The 18599-nt window shown below is 72.3% G+C and carries 23 protein-coding genes; 16 read left to right on the top strand and 7 right to left on the bottom strand.

Annotation, left to right across the window (positions count from 1 at the left end; translation table 11 throughout):
- The 4 genes from HRF36_RS15590 to HRF36_RS00100 are packed head-to-tail and all read right to left on the bottom strand — an operon-like array spanning nucleotide 1 to nucleotide 3194.
- Nucleotides 1–1104 (bottom strand): HAMP domain-containing sensor histidine kinase, encoded by a 1104-nt coding sequence (locus HRF36_RS15590; protein ID WP_173204497.1) that lies wholly within the window; start codon nucleotides 1102–1104, stop codon nucleotides 1–3.
- Entirely contained in the window at nucleotides 1101–1772 is a 672-nt protein-coding gene (locus tag HRF36_RS00110; RefSeq protein WP_173204494.1) for a response regulator transcription factor, read from the bottom strand. The genes HRF36_RS15590 and HRF36_RS00110 overlap by 4 nt, the downstream gene beginning before the upstream one ends.
- Entirely contained in the window at nucleotides 1759–2388 is a 630-nt protein-coding gene (locus tag HRF36_RS00105) for a DedA family protein (RefSeq protein ID WP_173204491.1), read from the bottom strand. Before HRF36_RS00105 ends, HRF36_RS00110 begins: the two co-directional genes overlap by 14 nt.
- Nucleotides 2385–3194, bottom strand: coding sequence for a phosphatase PAP2 family protein (locus HRF36_RS00100; RefSeq protein ID WP_173204488.1), 810 nt, complete (start codon nucleotides 3192–3194; stop codon nucleotides 2385–2387). The genes HRF36_RS00105 and HRF36_RS00100 overlap by 4 nt, the downstream gene beginning before the upstream one ends.
- Nucleotides 3195–3313: 119 nt before the next feature.
- On the opposite strand from HRF36_RS00100, the gene HRF36_RS00095 reads away from it, so the two are divergent.
- The 8 genes from HRF36_RS00095 (at nucleotide 3314) to HRF36_RS00060 (ending at nucleotide 8581) form a co-directional block, all read left to right on the top strand.
- Nucleotides 3314–4117, top strand: a complete 804-nt coding sequence (locus HRF36_RS00095; RefSeq protein WP_173204486.1) for a hypothetical protein — start codon at nucleotides 3314–3316, stop codon at nucleotides 4115–4117.
- Between the two features lie 64 nt (nucleotides 4118–4181).
- Entirely contained in the window at nucleotides 4182–4679 is a 498-nt protein-coding gene (locus HRF36_RS00090) for a DUF2231 domain-containing protein (RefSeq protein WP_173204483.1), read from the top strand.
- 59 nt (nucleotides 4680–4738) lie between these two features.
- Entirely contained in the window at nucleotides 4739–5323 is a 585-nt protein-coding gene (locus tag HRF36_RS00085) for a GrpB family protein (RefSeq protein ID WP_173204480.1), read from the top strand.
- 160 nt (nucleotides 5324–5483) lie between these two features.
- Complete coding sequence (locus tag HRF36_RS00080) at nucleotides 5484–6164, top strand: SDR family NAD(P)-dependent oxidoreductase (protein ID WP_173204478.1); 681 nt, start codon at nucleotides 5484–5486, stop codon at nucleotides 6162–6164.
- Between the two features lie 111 nt (nucleotides 6165–6275).
- On the top strand, nucleotides 6276–7016 hold the full coding sequence (locus HRF36_RS00075; protein WP_173204475.1) for a ZIP family zinc transporter: 741 nt from the start codon (nucleotides 6276–6278) through the stop codon (nucleotides 7014–7016).
- Nucleotides 7017–7096: 80 nt separating this feature from the next.
- A complete protein-coding gene (locus tag HRF36_RS15585) occupies nucleotides 7097–7567 on the top strand; it encodes a MarR family transcriptional regulator (RefSeq protein WP_173204472.1) in 471 nt (156 codons plus the stop codon).
- Nucleotides 7568–7796: 229 nt separating this feature from the next.
- Nucleotides 7797–8288, top strand: coding sequence for a hypothetical protein (locus HRF36_RS00065; RefSeq protein WP_173204469.1), 492 nt, complete (start codon nucleotides 7797–7799; stop codon nucleotides 8286–8288).
- The gene (locus HRF36_RS00060) at nucleotides 8285–8581 is read left to right on the top strand and encodes a transcriptional regulator (protein ID WP_173204466.1); all 297 of its coding nucleotides are present in this window, start codon (nucleotides 8285–8287) and stop codon (nucleotides 8579–8581) included. Before HRF36_RS00065 ends, HRF36_RS00060 begins: the two co-directional genes overlap by 4 nt.
- Before the next feature lie 17 nt (nucleotides 8582–8598).
- Here HRF36_RS00060 and HRF36_RS00055 read toward each other — a convergent pair whose 3' ends face one another.
- Nucleotides 8599–9336, bottom strand: coding sequence for a transcriptional regulator (locus tag HRF36_RS00055; protein ID WP_173204464.1), 738 nt, complete (start codon nucleotides 9334–9336; stop codon nucleotides 8599–8601).
- Between the two features lie 113 nt (nucleotides 9337–9449).
- On the opposite strand from HRF36_RS00055, the gene HRF36_RS00050 reads away from it, so the two are divergent.
- From HRF36_RS00050 to HRF36_RS00030, 5 genes are read left to right on the top strand one after another with little or no spacing between them, the layout of a single operon-like run.
- Entirely contained in the window at nucleotides 9450–10418 is a 969-nt protein-coding gene (locus HRF36_RS00050; protein ID WP_173204462.1) for an ABC transporter substrate-binding protein, read from the top strand.
- The gene (locus HRF36_RS00045) at nucleotides 10419–11441 is read left to right on the top strand and encodes an amino acid ABC transporter permease (RefSeq protein ID WP_217270837.1); all 1023 of its coding nucleotides are present in this window, start codon (nucleotides 10419–10421) and stop codon (nucleotides 11439–11441) included. It begins immediately after the preceding gene.
- A complete protein-coding gene (locus tag HRF36_RS00040) occupies nucleotides 11438–12253 on the top strand; it encodes an amino acid ABC transporter ATP-binding protein (protein ID WP_371739929.1) in 816 nt (271 codons plus the stop codon). The genes HRF36_RS00045 and HRF36_RS00040 overlap by 4 nt, the downstream gene beginning before the upstream one ends.
- Nucleotides 12250–13413: an aminotransferase class V-fold PLP-dependent enzyme gene (locus HRF36_RS00035; protein ID WP_173204459.1), complete on the top strand. Its 1164-nt coding sequence runs from the start codon at nucleotides 12250–12252 to the stop codon at nucleotides 13411–13413. The genes HRF36_RS00040 and HRF36_RS00035 overlap by 4 nt, the downstream gene beginning before the upstream one ends.
- Nucleotides 13410–13826: a Rid family detoxifying hydrolase gene (locus tag HRF36_RS00030; RefSeq protein ID WP_173204456.1), complete on the top strand. Its 417-nt coding sequence runs from the start codon at nucleotides 13410–13412 to the stop codon at nucleotides 13824–13826. The genes HRF36_RS00035 and HRF36_RS00030 overlap by 4 nt, the downstream gene beginning before the upstream one ends.
- A 35-nt stretch (nucleotides 13827–13861) precedes the next feature.
- Here the strand turns inward: HRF36_RS00030 and HRF36_RS00025 are convergent, their stop codons facing one another.
- The gene (locus HRF36_RS00025; protein WP_173204453.1) at nucleotides 13862–15613 is read right to left on the bottom strand and encodes a PHP domain-containing protein; all 1752 of its coding nucleotides are present in this window, start codon (nucleotides 15611–15613) and stop codon (nucleotides 13862–13864) included.
- A 177-nt stretch (nucleotides 15614–15790) separates the two neighbouring features.
- Here HRF36_RS00025 and HRF36_RS00020 point away from each other — a divergent pair, with 177 nt between their 5' ends.
- Complete coding sequence (locus HRF36_RS00020) at nucleotides 15791–16564, top strand: hypothetical protein (protein WP_173204451.1); 774 nt, start codon at nucleotides 15791–15793, stop codon at nucleotides 16562–16564.
- Here the strand turns inward: HRF36_RS00020 and HRF36_RS00015 are convergent.
- Entirely contained in the window at nucleotides 16542–16739 is a 198-nt protein-coding gene (locus HRF36_RS00015) for a hypothetical protein (protein ID WP_173204448.1), read from the bottom strand. The two genes, HRF36_RS00020 and HRF36_RS00015, sit on opposite strands and share 23 nt — an antisense overlap.
- 126 nt (nucleotides 16740–16865) lie before the next feature.
- On the opposite strand from HRF36_RS00015, the gene HRF36_RS00010 reads away from it, so the two are divergent.
- The gene (locus tag HRF36_RS00010; protein ID WP_173204446.1) at nucleotides 16866–17477 is read left to right on the top strand and encodes a hypothetical protein; all 612 of its coding nucleotides are present in this window, start codon (nucleotides 16866–16868) and stop codon (nucleotides 17475–17477) included.
- Nucleotides 17478–17708: 231 nt separating this feature from the next.
- A partial coding sequence (locus tag HRF36_RS00005) for a CopD family protein (protein WP_173204444.1) occupies nucleotides 17709–18599 on the top strand: 891 nt, incomplete at its 3' end.

Genomic DNA, 18599 nt, shown 5'->3' with positions numbered 1-18599 from the left:
TCACTCCGCCGTCGGGCGCGCCACCGGCAGCGTGACCTCGATCGTCGTGCCCGCGCTCGACGTCGACGCGACCCCGACGTCGCCACCGTGGCGACGCGCGATCTCGCGGACGAGGGCGAGACCGATGCCGAAGCTCGGGCGTGCCGAGGCCGAGGCCGGGCCCGAGGCCGGGCCCGGTGGCTGGAAGGCCCGGGCGAAACGGTCAAAGACGCGCGCCGGCTCGATCCCGGTGATCCCGGGCCCCTGGTCGGCGACCGCCACCACCACGGTCGCGGCCGCACCCCGGCCGTCGACACGGACGGTCGTCACGACCGTCGATCCCGTCGGAGCATGGCCGAGGGCGTTGTCGACCAGGGCGAGGACCGAGCGTCGCAGGCTCGTCCGCGGCACGGCGACCCGCGCCTCCTCCCCGCCGGCCACGACGTCGAGACGGACCCTCCGCTCGTCGGCGAGCACGGCCATCGACGAGAGGACCTCCGCCACCACGGCGTCGACGCCGACGACCCCGGGGGCGTCACCGTCGTGGCCCTCGCCGCCGGCGGCCTCCAACAGGTCGCCGACGATGTCGATCAGGGCCCGGGAGTCGTCGCGGAGGTACGCGACTTCCGAGGCGACCTGCGCGTCCGCCGACACCGCGCCTCCGGAGATCTTGCGTTCGAGGGCTTGCAGTCGCGCGTCGAGGACGGCCAACGGGGTGCGCAGCTCGTGGCTGGCATCGGCGACGAACTGCCGCTGCAGGCGCAGGGCGTCGCCGAGCGGGCGGACGGCCCGCCGGGCGATGACGACGCTCACGACCCCGGCGAAGACCACGCCGGCGAGTCCGAGCACGACGAGACCGGCCACGACGTCGGTGGCGCTCACGAAGACCTCGCCCCGGCGGGCCGCCGCGACCTGCTCGAGCCGCTCGCTCGGCACCGTCTGGTGCAGCACCCACGCGATCGTCAGCGCGAGGGCGGCCACGACCACGACGGCCGAGACGAGCACGATCTGACGGCCCACCGACCGCGCCGCCGAGTGGAGGGCCGCGGCGTCGGGGTCGGGCCGCCGCGCGATCGGGGGCGTGCTCGGAGCCCGTCGCCAGGCGCGACGGGTCCGCCCGCTCACAGTGCCCCGATCCGGTAGCCGCGCCCGCGCACCGTCAGCACGACGTCGCGGTCGAGCTTGCGTCGCAGGTAGCTGACGTAGGTGTCGACGGTGCCGAGCTGCTCGCCGCGCGGGAACACCGCGGCCAACAACTCGGCCCGGTCGAACGTGTGGTCGGGCCGCTCGGCGAGCGCACCCAGCAGCCCGGCCTCACGGTCGCTCAGCACCACCCGACTCGACCACGGGGTGACCACGATGCGGCTCTCGGGGAAGAACCGGGCGGCGCCGACATCGAGCCAGGGCTCGTGCGAGGCGAACGACCGGGTCAGGGCCCGCAGTCGAGCGAACAGTTCGTCGAACTCGAACGGCTTGACGAGGTAGTCGTCGGCACCCAGGTCGAGCCCCTCGACCCGGTCGGCCGTCGAGCCGAGCGCGGTCAGCATCAGCACGGGCGTGGTCACGTGCTCGCGCCGCAGGGCCGCGACGAGGGCGGTGCCGTCGAGACCGGGCAGGCGTCGGTCGACGACCAGCACGGCGTGGACGCCGGTGCGGGCGACGTCGAGCCCCCGGCGGCCGTCGGCCACGAGGTCGACGCGCCACGCCTCGGCGAGCACGTCGGCGACGATCGGCCCCAGCGCGGGGTCGTCCTCGACCAGCAGGAGGCGCGGGCGCGGATCAGGATCGGTCACCCAGGGCCTCCTTCCGCCGTCGTGTCCCTGCCGATCGTCGCACGGCCGAGAGGGCGAGGGGCAGCACCGACACCGCGACGAGCCCGATGGCGAGCAGATCGATGTGATCGGCGACGAACGGCAGCCCGCCGAGGAGCGAGCCGAGCACGGTCATGCCCACGGCCCAGAGGAACGCCCCGGTAAGGTTCCACACGACGAACCGGCGGTAGGGGTAGCCGCCGGTTCCGGCCGCGAGCGGGACGAAGGTGCGCACCACCGGCACGAAGCGACCGAGGACGAGGGCCGGGCCGCCGTGCCGCGCGAAGAAGACCTCGGCCCGCTCGAGGTGCGCCGTCTTCAGCACCCGGGCGTCGGGCCGGAACCACCGTCGGCCGAACCGGTGCCCCAGGAAGAACCCGACCTGGTCCCCCGCGGCGGCGGCCACGAAGGCGCAGAGAGCGATCGCCACGACGCTCAGGCCGAGGCCCTCGTGCAGCAGCCCCGCCGTCACGAGCAGCGAGTCACCGGGCAAGAACGGGAAGAGCAGCCCGGACTCGATGAAGACCATGAGGGACACACCGCCCAGGGCCCAGGGGCCGAGTGCGGTCAGCAACGTCTGCGGGTCGAAGAGGGTCATGGGTGGTTCCGTTCGGAGTCGGGTGCCGTCGCGGCAAGGGGTGGGATGGTCGTCCGTCGGTCGAAGCGGTCGAGGCGGTCGACGGGGTCGAAGCGGTCGACCAGCCGCCGCCAGGAGGGCAGGACGAGCGCGAGGACCGAGCAGCCGAGCACCGTCGACGCGACCGTGTCGGTGGGGTAGTGCACGCCGATCCAGACGCGGGACGCCGCCACGACGACGACGCCGAGCGCGGCCACGACGGCGACCAGGCGCCACGCACGCCGTCCCCTCACGACGAGCACGATCGCCAGGGCGAGACCGGTCGCCAGGGCGGTGTGGCCGCTGGGGAACGAGAACGAGTGCGGCTCGATCAGAAGGGGGTCGACCAGGAGGCGCGGGTCGGGTCGGTCGCGCCCGACGACCACCTTCATCGTCTCGGCCGCCGCCCACGGCAGCAGGGCGACGCCGAGGACCGTCAGGGCCTCCACGACTCGGCGGGTCGTCACCCAGACGGCGACGGCGAACAGCAGGACGAGCGCCATCCCGAGCTGCGGTCCGAGCAGGCGGTCGATCAGCAGCGCCCCGGCATCGAGCAGAGGCGAGTGCATCCCGCTGATGCTCTGGACGACGGCCAGGTCGGCCGCCGCGACTCCCCCGGCACCCGACGTGATCGCGAGACCGGCCGCGGCGACGGCGACGACGCCGATCCCGCCCGCCGCCGCGATCCCGACGTCGCGGCGGACCGACCGACGAGCGGGACGAGAGGCAGGAGGCGCGGGTCGTCCCCCCGGGGACGTCACCAGGGGTCGTCGGTCGAGTTCGGTCATGGCTCGAGGCTCGTCGCGCCCCTCCCAGAAACCGCCCAGCGGCGGGATCGAGCCGACCCGCGCCTCCTCGATCCGGTGTCTGGGGGGTTTCTGGGACCGGCTTCGCGAGGGTCGTCCGCATGACGACACGAGCCGAACGCACCGAGCCGGCGATCCGCCGACCCGCGTCGCTGCTGAACAAGGTCCCCGAGGTCACGTTGGCCTTCTGGGTGGTCAAGGTGCTGTGCACCACGGTGGGCGAGACGTTCGCCGACTTCTTGAACGACGGCCTCGGTCTCGGCCTGACGGTCACCAGCGTGGTCATGACGGCGCTGCTCGTCGTCGCTCTCGTGCTGCAATTCAGGACGCGACGGTACGTGCCCTGGGTCTACTGGCTCACGGTGGTGCTCATCAGCGTCGTGGGGACACTGCTGACCGACACCCTCACCGACTCGCTCGCGGTGAGTCTGTGGACCTCGACGATCGTCTTCGCCGTCGCACTCGCCGTGGTGTTCGGCGTCTGGTACTCGGTCGAGCGGACGCTGTCGGTGCACGACATCACGACCCGTCGCCGTGAGGGCTTCTACTGGGCGACCATCCTGGTGACCTTCGCCCTCGGCACCGCCGTCGGCGACCTCCTCGGCGAGCAGCTCGCCCTCGGGTACCTGTCGTCGGCGCTCGTCTTCGCGGGAGCGATCGCTCTCGTCGCCCTCGCTCACCGTGTCCTCGGCCTCGGCGCGGTGGTCGCCTTCTGGGCGGCCTACGTGCTCACCCGGCCGTTGGGCGCGTCTCTCGGCGACCTCCTCTCGCAAGCCCGGACCGATGGAGGACTCGGGCTGGGCCCGACCGCGACGAGCCTCGTCTTTCTCGTGGCGATCGCCGGGGTGGTGACGGCGATGACCGTGTCGACTCGTCGCGAGACCTCTCCCGGACGCCACGCCTGAGCCCAACAGCTCACCCCGACCCACCTCACCTCACCTCACCTCACCGACCCAGAAGAAAGACACCATGGACTGGCAACTGAACGGACTCCCCCTCCACCCGCTGATCGTGCACCTCGTCACGGTCGCCTTCCCGACGGCTTCGCTGCTGATCGTGGCCGGCGCCGTGTCGTCACGACTGCGCCGACGGTTGGGACTCATCACGCCGCTCGTCGCCCTCGTCTCGCTCGTCGCGGTGCCCCTCGCGACCTCGTCGGGCGAATCGCTCGAGGAGCGGGTCGGGCACAGCGCCCTGCTCGAGATGCACACACAACTGGGCGACACGCTGTTGCCCTGGGCGATCGCCGTGTTCGTCGTCGCCGTGGGGCAGTGGGCGTGGCAGCACTTCGTGCTGACCCCGGACGCGAAGCGGCCGCATCCCACCCTGAAGAAGGGGACGCGGAGGAGCGTCGGCATCGTGCTCACCGCTGCGGTCGCCGTCGCGGCCGTCGGTGGCATCGTCACGACGGTGCGCATCGGCGACTCGGGCGCGAAGGCGGTCTGGTCCGACTCGAGCGAGGGCTGAGAGAACGGACCCGAGGGGCGATCCGCGCGACCGGCGCCGGGGTCTGGCAGGATCTCGTGATGCCCACCGACCGAACGCCCCGCCGCCCCGACGTCACGACCACCGAGATCGTGGGCGGGCCCGAGGCGGTCCACGTCGAGCTGCGCGACTACGACGAGCGCTGGCCGGTCGCCTTCGCCGAGCACCGCCGCCGCATCGTCGAAGCCCTCGCGCCGTCCGGCCTCGACGTCGTGGTCGAGCACATCGGCTCGACCTCGGTGCCCGGGCTGGCGGCGAAGCCGATCGTCGACGTCGTGGTCGCCGTGCCCGACATCACCGCCGAAGAGGACTATCTCGACTTGCTGCTCGCCGCGGGGTACGAGCTGCGGGTGCGCGAACCCGGGCATCGGCTCGTGCGGACTCCCGAGCGCAGTGTCCACGTGCACGTCTACGAGCAGGGCGCCGAGGCCATCGACGAGTACGTGCTCCTGCGCGACCACCTGCGCACCGACATCGCCGACAGAGAGCTCTACGCCGGCGTCAAGCGCGACCTGCTCGGGCGCCACTGGGACGACATGAACGACTACGCCGACGCCAAGACCGAGGTCATCCAGGCGATCAAGGCGCGAGCCCGTGCAGTCCAGGACGCGGCCCGCGACAGCTGACCCGAGCACTCGCACCCTCAGACGGCCGCCGTCGCCACCATCGACGGCGGTCCGGTCATGCGCACGAGGAGCGATCCGCCCCCGGCCGGATCGCCCGGGGGCGTACCGGTGGTCGTGCGGAGCCTGGGTGCCGGGGCGGGGTCGGGCGCAACATGGACCCATGACCACCACACTCATCACCGGGGCCAACAAGGGCCTCGGACTCGAGACCGCCCGCCGCCTGCTCGAGGCGGGCCACACCGTGTACGCCGGCATGCGCGACCTCGACTCGGGCGACGCCGTCCGGGCCCTCGGCGCCCACGCCGTGCAGCTCGACGTCACCGACCAGACGAGCGTCGACGCAGCGATCCACTCCCTGCCCGAGCTCGACGTCCTGGTCAACAACGCGGGGGTCCTTGGTTCGTCGTTCGGCGTCGACGACCTCACCCCCGAGAGCCTGCAGGAGGTGCTCGACGTCAACGTCGTCGGCCTCGTCCGCGTGACGCAGGCCGCTCTGCCGCTGCTACACCGCTCCCGACGTCCCGTGATCGTCAACGTCGCCTCTGGCGTCGGTTGGCCGCGCTGGTTGAGCACCGAGGGCCACGACGAGTACCCCGTCGCCGCCGTCCCCTACGCGTCATCGAAGGCAGCCGTCATCGCACTGACCGTGCAATACGCCAAGAACCTCCCGACCGTCCGGGTCAACGTCAGCGACCCTGGCTACACCGCGACGGACTTCAACGGGCACGGCGGCCACCAGACCGTAACCGAGGGCACGGACGCCACCGTCGCCCTCGCCCTGCTCGGGTCCGACGGACCCACCGGTGAGTTCCACGACCGTCGGGGCCGCATCGACTACTGAGCGGCGACCTCAGGAGGCGCGGCGCCGGTCCTCGAGACCAGCATCGCGCCTCCTGCGTGTCCGGCAGTCGCTGCCGATCGAACGGCCCCACCCCGGACTACACCTGTTCTTGTGCCGTCACCACTTCTCCTCGCCGCTCTCGCTGGTCTGCTCTCGGGCCTCTCCCTCGTCGTCGGGGCGGCGGTGTCGTGGTTCGTCAAGGTGCCCCGCGAGGCCGTAGCCCTCGTCATGGCGTTCGGTGCCGGCGTCCTGATCTCCGCGCTGTCGTTCGATCTCGTCGACGAGGCTACGACCAGCGGGGGGCTCGCCCCGACCCTCGGCGGTTTCCTTGCGGGCGCCGTCGTGTACGTCGTCCTGGATCAACTGCTCGAGCACGGCGGATTCCGGCACAAGCACCATCGCCGTGGGTCGGCCAGCTCGGGCACAGGCCTCGGGATCGCCCTCGGAGCCTTGCTCGACGGTGTCCCCGAGACGGCCGTCCAGGGCGTCAGCCTGACGGGTGGCGGGTCGCTCAGCATCGCCGTGCTGGTCGCCGTGGTGATCTCGAACTTCCCCGAGGGCATGTCGAGCACGGCCGACCTCAAGTCGTCGGGTCGGTCCGCCCGGTACGTCTTCGGCCTCTGGTCGGGCATCGCCGTGGTGTGCGCCCTGTCCGCCCTCGGCGGGTACGTCCTGCTGGGTGGGGTGCCCGAGGGCGGGCAGTCTTTCGTCATGGCGTTCGCCGCCGGGGCCATCCTCGCGATGATCTGCGACACGATGATCCCTGAGGCCTTCCGCAAGACGCAGACGCTGACGGGACTGGTGACGGTACTCGGCTTCGTCGCGAGCTACGTGGTGCACCAGGTCGCCTGAGCGGGGCGTCACACCCGACCGGGTCATCCGTTCTGCGCTGCATCGCCGACACTCGGCGGGATGCTCGGTACCCTGCAATCGTGAGTCCTGATCTTCCCGCCACCCCGGAGAACCATCCGGAGTCCGTCCGGCGACTCGCGACGACCCTCCGTACCCTCGACGAGGCGCATCGGCGATACCGGCTCCACGCCGCCAAGGCCCTCGGAATGGGTCACACCGAGCTCTCGGCCCTGGTCGCGATCGGCGAGACACCGGGCATGACCCCCGGCACCCTCTCGAACGAGCTGCTGCTCAGTACCGGGGCGACGACTGCCGTCGTCGACCGGCTCGAGAAGTCGGGCCATGTGACCCGCACCCGGCACCCGGGCGATCGCCGCAGTCTGTTCCTGCACCTGACGGCCCAGGGCGAAGACACCACGACCATCCTGCGCGAGGCCTACCAGTACGTCCTCTCGACCACGGGCACCGACGAGACCATCGCCGAAGCCCTCCCCCAACTCGACGGCATCGCTGCGGCCCTCGACGCCGCCGCCCGCGAGGCGGCCTCCTGACGCCCCTGGCCGCGGTCGTCGCGTGCGCCCCTGCCGGCTCCACACGCGCATGTCGAGGTCGAACCACCGACGTGGTGTCGAACCACTGGCTTCGGTGGTTCGACACCACGTCGGTGGTGCGACTCCCCTGCTGCCGGGCATGACATCGGACGTCGCGCCGAGACCTCACGGCGCGATCCTCGCTCGCATCCCTTGACTTTCCGAGTCGGAAACACTTAGTGTTGCCGACATGGAAAGCCATTCGAACGACAACTCGTCCTCGCCCGTCGACCCAGTCGCCGCGCTCCGCGTGGCCACCGACGCCCAGGCCCGCATGGCCTCGCGCGTCCGCTCGCCGTGGTGGCTGCACGTCCTCCGCGGCCTCCTCGTCGCCACCATGGTCGGCGGTCTCGGCTCCGGCGAAGGGGGCTCGGTCTGGATGCTGCTCGGCCTCGTCGGCCTCGTCGCGCTCTCGCGCTGGCGCACCCGCCAGGTCGGCGTCGCCCGCGCCAACCCCGAACGCTGGCGCTTCCTCGCCTTGGGGGCACCGTGGTCGATCATCTCGTTCGTGGCCGTGGTGGCCGCACTGACCTTCGTGGTCGTCGTCCGCGACGCACCCACCTGGCAGGTCATGACGGCGGCAGCCATCGCCGGCGCCCTCATGGCCGCCCTCGGTCCCGTCGCCGACCACGCCGCCCGCACCCGCCTGGGCAGCGACCTCACCCTCGGCGCCGCCCGGTGAGCAGCCCGGCGCCGGTCTTCGACCCGGTCGTCCACGCCCCCCAACGGCTGCAGATCTGCGCGATGCTGGCGCGGGGTGGCGAGGTCGAGTTCGCGGTCCTGCGCGAGGGGCTCGACGTCTCCGACGCCACCCTCAGCAAGCACCTCCGCACCCTGACCGAGGCAGGCTACGTCGACCTCCGTCGCGTGCAGCGACCCAAGGGCCAGGCGCGCACCTGGGTAGCCCTCACGCCGGCCGGCTCGCAGGCCCTTCGTGGGCACTTCGCCTTCTTGCAGAGCATCGCGCCGCTCTGACCCTGCGGTGAGGCCGCTCAGCCGCCGTTCCGCACCTGCCGCACGTACCGGTACACCGTGGGCTCGGACACGTGCAGCGCCTCGGCGACCTGGGCCACCGCTCCTTTGAGCAGGAACACCCCTGCCCGCTCGATCTCGCGCACGGCGGCGATCTTCTCGTCGGGCGTCATCCGATGCGGCTCGACGCCCTGGGCCGCGACGATGCGGGCGACGCCGTCGAGGGCGAGCTCGTCGACGTTCATGCTCAGCCGCTCGGCCGCCATCGGGACCGTCGGCGACACGGGAATCGCCTCGGAGTCCGCACCCGGGGTCGCCCCCTTGACCAACCCCGTCGTCGCGGTGATGGCCGCGAGCAGGTCACGGGCCCGGGTCAGCGGCTCGTCGTCGATGTTCAGGCAGAGCATGCCGACGACGTCACCACCGGCATCGCGGATGAAGAAGGTCGACGAGCGGAACGTGCCACCCGTGCGGGACTCGGCCAGGTAGTTCGCCAGGTAGTCGCGATCGTCGTGCTCGTGGTTCTGCAACACCTTGAGCACGAGGTCCGTCGCCGGCCCCCCGACGCTGCGGCCGCTCACGTGCCCGTTGGTCAGGGCCACGATCGACCGGCTCAGGTCGCTCGTGTCGTGCAGCACGACCTCGGTCCGTGGGCCGAGCAGCTCGGCGAAGAAGTCCATCAGCGGCAGGTACGGCTCGAACTCGGCGCGCAGGACGCGACCGGCGTCGACCACGGTGGCGCTGCTGGCTCTCGTCATGGCTCCAGGTTACCGGCAGGTAACGAAATCGTCGCACTGTGATAATTTCTTCTCACCGTGCCGATCATTCGGCTAACTTGCGATGACCGACGACGCTCACGAAAGGCTCGACCATGACCCGAACCCGCTCCCGCTCCGCCCTCTGGGGCACCGTCGCCACGGGCGCCGTCCTGGCCCTGGGCCTGACCGCCTGCGGTGGCCCGAGCGCCCCGCAGCCCGGCGACGCATCCGGCGACGCGTCGTCGTCCTCCTCGACCATCCCCGACACGAGTGCGCTGCTCGACGCCGTCGAGGTCGACGACGCCCTCGCCGCCCAGGTGCCCGCCGACATCAAGGACAAGGGCACGCTCGCCGTCGGCTCGAACGTCCAGTCGGCCCCGAACAACTTCTACGCGGCCGACGGCTCGACCGTCATCGGCTCGGACCACGACCTCATCACCGCGGTCGGCAAGAAGCTCGGCCTCGACGTCGAGTACCAGAACCAGGACTTCGGTTCGCTCATCACCAGCCTGCAGTCCGGGCGCGTCGACGTGACGATCGCCGCGATGAACGACACGGCCGAGCGCCAGCAGGCGATCGACTTCGTCGACTACCTGACCTCGGGCATCACCCTGATGGTGCAGAAGGGCAACCCCGACGACATCACCGGGCCCGACACGCTCTGCGGCAAGTCGATCGCCGTGGTCACCGGTACCAGCCAGCAGGAGTTCGCCGAGGCCACCAGCACGCAGTGCGAATCCGACGGTGAAGAGGCCCTCGACATCACGGTGACCGACAGCGACAGCCAGAACCAGACCCAGCTGCGCACCGGCCGCATCGACGCCATCGTCAACGACCTGCCCAGCGCGGTCTACATCTCGAAGACCGCCCAGGACGGGGAGGCCTTCGAGGTCGTCCCCGGAGACGTCATCGACGGCGCCCCCTACGGCATAGGCGTCAACAAGGACGACCCCGAACTGCGCGACGCGATCGCGGCGGCCCTCGACTCGCTCATCGACGACGGCACCTACGGCGAGGTCCTCGACGCGTGGGGCATCACCTCGGGCAGCGTCACCGAGGCCACCGTCAACGGCGGCAAGTAGGTGGCGACCGCACGACCGACGGGCACCGACCCGGGCGACGCGACCCGCACCTCCTCGGCTGGACGCGACGGCGGACGAGACGGCGGACACGGCGGCGGCCCCGCAGGCGGACGCGAGCTGCTGCCGCAGGTGCGCCTCAAGCACTGGGGGCGCTGGGTCAGCGCCGTCGTGATCGTCGTGTTGCTCGTCGCGCTCGTCTACGGCGCGTCGCAGGGCGACATCTCGTACCGCGACATCCCGTACTACCTGGTCTCGCCGATCATCCTGCAGGGCCTCGTCGGCACCATCGTGCTCGCCGTGGTCGCGCAGGTCAGCGCCGTCGTCATCGGTGTCGTCATCGCCCTGATGCGCATCTCGAAGAACCCGGTCGCGCAGGCGTTCGCGGCCGGCTACACCTGGCTGTTCCGGGGCCTGCCCGTCTTGCTGCAGATCCTGCTCTGGTACAACCTCGCGCTGATCTTCCCGCGGTTGCAGGTCGGGGTGCCGTTCACCGACGTGGTGTTCGTCGACGTCAGCACGAACGCCGTCATGACGACCTTCGTCGCGGCGTTCCTCGGCCTCGCCCTCAACGAGAGCGCCTACATGGCCGAGATCGTGCGGGCCGGCCTCAAGAGCGTCGACCGCGGTCAGATCGAGGCCGCGCAGTCGATCGGCCAGACCCCGATGCAGCGCATGGCCCGCATCGTGCTGCCGCAGGCGATGCGCATCATCATCCCCCCGACCGGCAACGACTTCATCAACATGCTCAAGGGCACGGCGATGGCGTCGGTCATCGGCTACCTCGAGTTGATCAAGGCCGCGAACAACATCGCGTCGTTCAACCTGCAGGTGATGGAGACCCTGATCGCCGCGGCCATCTGGTACATGGTCATCGTCAGCGTCGCGAGCGTCGGCCAGTACTACCTCGAGCGCAGCTTCGACCGGCAGGACCGCCGCCCCGGCGGCCCACCGAGCGCCCGCGCCCTCCGCCGCAAAGTCGCCGCCGACCTCGGCCGCGCACCCCTCGTGAGGAGCACCCCGTGACCACGACCGACACGACGACCGCCGGAGGCGCGGTGCCCGCCACCGACGCCGCTCCCGTCCTCGAGGCCATCGGCATCGGCAAGTCGTACGGCAGCCACGAGGTGCTGCGCGACGTCTCGATGACCGTGCGCAGCGGCGAGGTGGTCTGCATCATCGGCCCGTCCGGAGCCGGCAAGTCGACCTTCCTCCGCACCCTCAACCGCCTCGAGGAGCCCGATGCCGGCGAGGTCTGGGTCGGCGGTGAGCCGATGGGCTTCGAGCTCCGCGACGGCGTGCTGCACGAGCTCAGCGAGCGCCGGCTGTCGGCACAGCGGGCGCGCACGGCCATGGTGTTCCAGCACTTCAACCTGTTCCCGCACCTGACCGTGCTGGGCAACGTGCTCGAGGGACCCGTCCGGGTCCAGCGCCGGTCGGCGAAGGAGGCGCGGCGCGAGGCCGTCGAGATCCTCGAGCGGGTGGGCCTCGGCGACAAGATCGACGCCTACCCCGGTCAGCTCTCGGGCGGACAACGGCAGCGCGTGGCGATCGCTCGCGCCGTCGCGATGAAGCCGCTCTTCCTGCTCTTCGACGAGCCGACCTCGGCTCTCGACCCCGAGCTGGTGGGCGAGGTGCTCAAGGTGATGGGCGACCTGGCCCGCGACGGCATGACCATGCTCGTCGTGACGCACGAGATCCAGTTCGCCCGCGAGGTCGCCGACCGTGTCGTCTTCATGGCGGACGGCGGCATCGTCGAGCAGGGGCCGGTGGACCAGGTCCTCGGAACACCGCGCGAGGCGCGCACGAAGCAGTTCCTGCAGCGGGTGCTGGCGTGACGTCGGGTCCCCCGACGGGCACCGGCACCGGCACGCGTGCGGGCTCGGCGCTCGACGACTACCTCGCCTCGTTCGGCGAGCCCGTCGGTTACCTCAACTTCGGCAGTTACGGGCCCCCGTCGCGGGACGTCGTCGAGATGATCGGTCGCCTCGCCGGCGCGGCGAGCGCGGGCGTCCCCTCGTCCGGCCTGCACGCCGAGGACGAGCGTGCCCTCGCGGCGGTGTCGCGCCTCACCGGGTTCGACCGTGACGGCGTGGCCCTCACCGGCAGCACGTCTCTCGGGCTGATGCAGATCGCCTTCGGTCTGCCGCGGGGCGAGGTCGTCGTGAGCAGCGCCGAGTTCCCGTCGAACCTCTACGCGTGGTGGCGCTCGGAAGAGGCCGGGCTCACGACCGTGCGTCCGCTGCCCGCCGTCCCGGGGCAGCCGCTCGCTCCCGTCACGCCGGAGCGCGTGGCCGAGGCGGTCGGGCCCGAGACCGTGGCGGTCGCCGTGAGCGCGGTCGACTTCCGCACCGGCACCGTCGCCGACCTCGCCGGGCTGAGGGAGGCCGTGGGTGATCGCCTGCTCGTCGTCGACGGCATCCAGGGCTTCGGCGTCCTCGACGCCGACTGGACGCTGGCCGACGCCCTCGTCGTCGGCGGCCAGAAGTGGTTGCGGGCGGGGTGGGGAACCGGGTTCGTCGCGCTGTCCTCGCGAGCCCTGGCGCGCCTCCGTCCGGTCCTCGGGGGGTGGACGGGCGTCGAGGGCGCCTCGCGCTACGACGGCGTGCCCCACTCCCCGCTGCCGGGGGCGCAGCGACTGTCGGTGACCAACGGGTCGCCCTTCGCGTCGGGGGCTCTGGCCACGGCGCTCGAGCAGCTCGAGTCGGTCGGGGTCGACGTCGTCGCGTCCCGCGTGGCCGACACGGCAGGGGACCTGATCGGCCGGCTCGAGGCCGCCGGGGTGCCCGTGCTCTCGCCCGTCGAGCGAAGCCGACGGGCCGGGCTCGTCGTGGCGGGCGTGCCCACGGGCGAGGCCGCGGCCGTCGGCGCCCGGCTCGAGGACGCCGGCGTCACGGCGACCGTCCACGGCGACGACCGCGTGCGTCTCAGCGTGCACGCCACGACCACACCGGCCGCGATCGACGCGGCCCTGACCGTCCTGGGAGGACGACGATGACCCTCGACACGAGCCCCATCCGCGCCGTGCACACCGACGCGGCCCCGGCCGCGATCGGCCCGTACTCGCAGGCCGTCCGTGTCGGCGACCTCGTCTTCGTGTCGGGCCAGCTGCCGATCGACCCGGCCACGGGCGAGTTCGCCGGACCGGACGTCCGCGACGAGGCGGCCCAGTCGCTGCGCAACGGCGCCGCCGTGCTCGAGGCCGCGGGCTCGGGCGTCGATCTCGTCGTCAAGACGACGGTGCTGCTGGCCGACATCGCCGACTTCGCCGTGGTGAACGAGGCCTACGCCGAGGTGTTCCGAGGCGAGGTGCTCCCGGCCCGCGCCGCCTACCAGGTCGCCGCCCTGCCGAGGGGTGCCCGGGTCGAGATCGAGTTCGTCGCGGCGGTCGCGCCGGGGCACGCCGGGTAGCGTCGCCGCACGCCGCACGGTGAGGCGCGGCAGGCTCAGCGCACGCTGACGAAGATCGGGTTCGCGTACAACCAGGTGTCGGCCCACGGGTCGGCCGGGGCGACCGGGTACGGCTGGGGTGCGCGGGGGTCGACCTCGGCGCCGAGCGGGCCCACACCGTGCACCCGGCCGTCGCTGCCGCGCAGTCGCACGTAGCCGTCCTCGGTCGCGGGCTCGAGCGGCACCACCACGCGGAACGCCGTGGCGGAGCGATCGGAGACGTCGAGCAGCTCGACGACCCGGGTGCCGGGTGCGCGCTGCTCGTCACGGTCGGCCGCGCGTCCGGTCACCCGGCCGCGGATCACGTCGAGGTGGGCGAGCCGCGGCGTCGTGCCCCGCGAGGTGGGCGTCGTCGTCGGCACGACGTCGACCACGAGCTCGAGGGCGGTGCCGCGCGGGACGGTGAGGGTCCCGCCCAAGGTGGCCTGCGCCTCCTGCCCGCCGGCTGCCCGGAGCACGACCGAGAGCCCGGCGACGAGGTGCCCGTGGTCGACCCAGAGCCGGCCGGCGCGGATGGCGTCGAGCAGGGCGGCGGACGTCCGGTCGACGGCCCCGACGTGGGTCCTGCTGAACTCGCCGGGCCAGAAGTCGGCGCCGTTCTGGGGTGTGGCCGTGACGATCGGATCGGGCCGACGACCGGCACGGTCGAAGTTCGCGAGCGTCGCACCGGCCTCCCAGCCGGGCCCGGTCGGGAAGTCGCCCACGCGCGTCGAGTCGGACTCCTTGAGGTGGAGGTCGCTGTTCGAGGTGATCCACCAGCGCCGCCCCTCGCTGAGCAGAGAGTCCCACACGCCGCCGACGACGGCCGTCGTCCAGTCGAAGCCTCCGTGGGTCAGGTAGGCCTCCGCGGGGTAGCCGGGGAACGAGAACTCGCTGGGGGCGTTCTCGTACTCGCCCCGACGCGAGCGGTCGGTGGCGTTCGCCGCGATCGCGCCGGCCTGGGCCCCGGGGGCCCCTTCCATGCCGACGAACACCTCGGGGTCGGCGTCCTGCCAGGCTCGCAGCTCGCCGGGCGAGTCGATGCCGAGGCGGCTCGGGTGGTTCGCCAGGACGATCACGTCGTCGACGACGCCCGCTCTCTTCTGGGCACCGAGCCAGGCGATCGCGTCGGTGGCGTGCACGAGCCACTCGGCGGCGTCGTCGGTGCCGGGGCGCGGCTTCTCCCAGCCGTTGAGCTTGCCGTCGTGGTCCAGCTCGAAGCGGCGCAGCACGCGGGTGGTCGCGGGACCGGGCGCGACGAGCACGGTGGCGTGCTCGGCGCCGGGGATGTACCACTCGAGCCCCTGCAGCACGAGCAGGTCGGGGCGCGCCGCCCGCGCCGTCTCGATCTCGCGGGCGGCGTTGAACACCCCGCCGACGTTGGCGTGGCCCTTGTTGCTGTGCTCGGTGAAGGCGATCGCGTCGACCCCGTGGCGCTGTGCCCGGTCGAGGATCGTCGTCATGGGGTACTTCGCGTCGTGCGAGTACACCGAGTGCACGTGGTGGTCGAAGACCAACCACGAGAGCGCGGCCGGGTCGACGACGACGGGCGCCGACGGGGCGGCGGCGTGGGCGGGGCCCGAACCCCCGAGTCCCTGGGCCGTGACCCCCGCGACGACCGTCGCGGCGACCGAGGCCCCGAGGAACGTCCGTCGAGAGACGACCGACCGCCCCGGCGCACCCCGTTCGGCCCCACCGCGTCCCGGCGCGGCCGGGCTGGAGGCCTCGTCGAGGGGTGCGGGCTGCTCGGGTCGGGGGTCGTGGGGCATGGCATCACTTTCGTCGGCGGGCGCCCCGACCGTAGGCAGCGGGCCTGAACCGCCGGCCAACGGTCGGGGTCGGGCGCGACCCCTGCCGTTCACGACCCGTTCCCCCCGGTGCGCCACAGTCCAGGCCTCGCCGTGCGCTCCCGCCACGGACGCCCACCGCCCCCACCGAAGGTCCCGATGCCCTCCTCCGCCCCCGTCGTCCGCCGCTCCCCTTCGCGCGCCTCCGGACGTGCCCTGCTCGTCGCCGCGGTGTGGGGTGCCGGCACGATCGCCGGACTGGCCGGCCCCGGTGCCGCCCTCGCCGCCCCGACGCCCACCGATCCGGCACCGCTCGTGCTGCGCGACGCCACCGGCTCCGCGGTCACGTCGGGCGACGCCCGCGCCGATCCGTCGTTCGCCTCGGCGCTGCTCGCCGGGGGATGCCCGGCCGACGCGGACGACGCCGCCCGGCTCTCGGTGACGGCAGGAGGCGCGACGGTCGTCACCTCGCCGACCGTCGCGGTGGTCACGGGGCAGCCGGTCGAGGTGCCGATGGCGATCTCGTTCGAGGAGGTCGTCGCGGGTGGCGTCGAAGACGGTGGCGCGACGCTCACGCTCGAGTGCCTCGTCGTCGAGTCCGGCGTCCCGTCGTCCGTCGTCGTGGCGGCCACGTCACCGATCACGTTCACCGCGGGGACGTGGTCGGTGCCCGGCGCCGGGGTCGAGCCGACGCCGCCGACGGACGGGCCGACCGCGGTCCCGACCGAGCCCGGCACGGTGCCCTCCCCCACACCGACCGACGGTGCCGGAACGGGTTCGGACCCGACGCCACGGCCGTCGGGCGCCACACGACCCGCCGCCGACGGGGACCTGGCGTACACGGGCGGGCAGATCGCCGGGATCGGCGCCCTCGCCGCGGGCCTGCTGGCGGGCGGCACTGCCCTCGTGCTCAGGCGGCGCGATCGCGCCTGATGTTCTTCACGTTGAGGTAGATCGTCACGAGTGCACCGGCGAGCGTGAAATACATGGCCGTTCGAGAGCCGTCGAGCACGAGCAGGACCACCGCGGCGACGGCCACCGAGGACGCGGCGACCACCAGGAAGATCGAGACGGATCTGCTGACGCTTCGGCCGCCGTCGGTGTCCATGTCTTCACACTCTCGCGCCCGGCGGCTGAGGTCAAGGCGGCCACCCGGGGGTCGCCCCGCTGCGAGACGGCCGTCCGAGGGTTCCCCGTAAGCTGGGTGCGTTCGGCAGCCGGTGAGGAGAACGTCGTGGGTTCGAGGTGGTCACGTCTTCTTCGTGGTTCACTGACCACCGTCCTCGCGCTCACCGTCGCCGCGTTCTCGCACGTCGCCGGCGGGGGCTCCGCACCGGGTGTCCTCGGCACGGGCCTCGCCCTGGCCTTCGCCCTCCCCCTGGCCGTCGCACTGACGGGCACGAAGCTCTCGGCCGTCCGCCTGTCGCTCGCGGTCACGTTCGCCCAGCTCGCCTTCCACACCCTGTTCTCCCTCGGCGCGAGCACCACGGCCGTGACGGCCACCGGTGGTGGACACCACGGGCGCGACGCACTCGTCCTGACCACGGGTGACGCTGCCGCGATGGCGGGGATGCACGCCGGCCCGTCGATGTGGCTCGCACACGGTGTCGCCGCTGTCGCGACCGTGGTCGGCATCTGGTTCGCGGAGCGGACGGTACGGTCTCTGGCCGACCTCGCCCGCGAAGGCATCTCGGCAGTCGGCCATGCCCTGGGCGTCGTCCTCGTGCTCGTCGCCGAACCCGTGACGCTCCGGACGGTCGTGGCTCCAGCGGCCCGACTCGTCCTCCACGACTCGGGTCTCGCCTGGTCGACGCAGCCCGACCGCGGCCCCCCGACCGTCGCCTGACCTGTCCCTCCGCGACGACACCGCCCGGTGCCGCCTCGTGACGCTCGGCGCCCCCTTCCGATGGGCGCCAGCGTGTCCACACACCCGCCCCTGACCTTCCCTGCCCCACGACGTGGCCGAGGGTCGGCCGGTGCCGGGTGTGACCGTGATCTCGACCCCTGCCCCGACTCGTGCGGCCGTGGTGGGAGGTCCGTTCGGTGCCGCTCGCCGGCACCCGTCAGGACGTGCCCCGTGTTCCCCTCCCTTCTTCCGCTGCGCCCCGTCAACTCGCTCCTCGTCGCGTGCGTGCCCCTCGCCGTGGCCGCGACGCTGGTGGGCCTGCTCGTCACCGGTGCGACGACGCAGACACTGATCGTCGACCCCGGAGACCTCGTCACCTACGGCCTGCCGGTCGCCCGGATCGTGCACGATCTCGCGGCCGCCCTCACCATCGGGCTGCTGGTGGTCGCCGCGTTCGCCCTCCCGGGGCAGAGCCGTGCCCCGGGCGTGCTCGGCTCCACCCAGTTCACCGCCGTCCGGTGGGCCGCGTGGGCTGCCGGCGTCTGGTTCGTCGCGGGCAGCGTCGTCATCGTCCTCACCGCGGCGGGCGTCATCGGGGTGCCCCTGTCGGACCCGATCTTCCGCCGCCAGCTCCTGTTCTTCGCCACCGGCCTCGAGCTGGGTCAGTCCCTGCTCGTGTCGGCCCTGTGCGTGCTGGTCGTGTTCGTCATCACTTACCTGACCCGCAGCGTCTCGTGGACCGGAGCCGCGGCAGCCCTCTCCCTGCTCGCTCTGCTGCCTTTGTCGCTCTCCGGGCACGCGGCGGGCAGCGACGAGCACGCCAACGCGGTGAACAGCCTCGCCATCCACCTCCTCGGCGTCACCGTCTGGGTCGGAGGGCTGACCGCCCTGATCCTTTTGCGGAAGAAGGTCCGTGGTGGCCTGCCCGTCGTCGCCGCCCGGTACTCTGCCCTGGCGGGGTGGTCGTTCGTGGCCGTCGCACTCTCGGGCGTCGTGAACGTCTCGCTCCGCTTCACCGGTATCGGCGACCTCGTCACGACCGAGTACGGGCTGCTCGTGTCGGCGAAGATCCTCATCCTCGTGTTCCTCGGTGTCGCCGGAGCCCTCCACCGACGCCACGTG

This window comes from Frigoribacterium sp. VKM Ac-2836, from assembly GCF_013248995.1.
Taxonomy (GTDB): Bacteria; Actinomycetota; Actinomycetes; order Actinomycetales; family Microbacteriaceae; genus Frigoribacterium.
The sequence above is the reverse complement of the archived record's forward strand: the minus strand, read 5'-3'. Positions and strand labels throughout refer to the sequence as shown.

Coding starts and splice junctions, on each gene's coding strand:
- HRF36_RS00105 (WP_173204491.1), bottom strand. CDS start 2,388: ATGACCCTCTTCGACCCGCAGACGTTGCTGACCGCACTCGGCCCCTGG.
- HRF36_RS00100 (WP_173204488.1), bottom strand. CDS start 3,194: ATGACCGAACTCGACCGACGACCCCTGGTGACGTCCCCGGGGGGACGA.
- HRF36_RS00095 (WP_173204486.1), top strand. CDS start 3,314: ATGACGACACGAGCCGAACGCACCGAGCCGGCGATCCGCCGACCCGCG.
- HRF36_RS00090 (WP_173204483.1), top strand. CDS start 4,182: ATGGACTGGCAACTGAACGGACTCCCCCTCCACCCGCTGATCGTGCAC.
- HRF36_RS00085 (WP_173204480.1), top strand. CDS start 4,739: ATGCCCACCGACCGAACGCCCCGCCGCCCCGACGTCACGACCACCGAG.
- HRF36_RS00080 (WP_173204478.1), top strand. CDS start 5,484: ATGACCACCACACTCATCACCGGGGCCAACAAGGGCCTCGGACTCGAG.
- HRF36_RS00065 (WP_173204469.1), top strand. CDS start 7,797: ATGGAAAGCCATTCGAACGACAACTCGTCCTCGCCCGTCGACCCAGTC.
- HRF36_RS00055 (WP_173204464.1), bottom strand. CDS start 9,336: ATGACGAGAGCCAGCAGCGCCACCGTGGTCGACGCCGGTCGCGTCCTG.
- HRF36_RS00050 (WP_173204462.1), top strand. CDS start 9,450: ATGACCCGAACCCGCTCCCGCTCCGCCCTCTGGGGCACCGTCGCCACG.
- HRF36_RS00030 (WP_173204456.1), top strand. CDS start 13,410: ATGACCCTCGACACGAGCCCCATCCGCGCCGTGCACACCGACGCGGCC.
- HRF36_RS00025 (WP_173204453.1), bottom strand. CDS start 15,613: ATGCCCCACGACCCCCGACCCGAGCAGCCCGCACCCCTCGACGAGGCC.
- HRF36_RS00020 (WP_173204451.1), top strand. CDS start 15,791: ATGCCCTCCTCCGCCCCCGTCGTCCGCCGCTCCCCTTCGCGCGCCTCC.
- HRF36_RS00015 (WP_173204448.1), bottom strand. CDS start 16,739: ATGGACACCGACGGCGGCCGAAGCGTCAGCAGATCCGTCTCGATCTTC.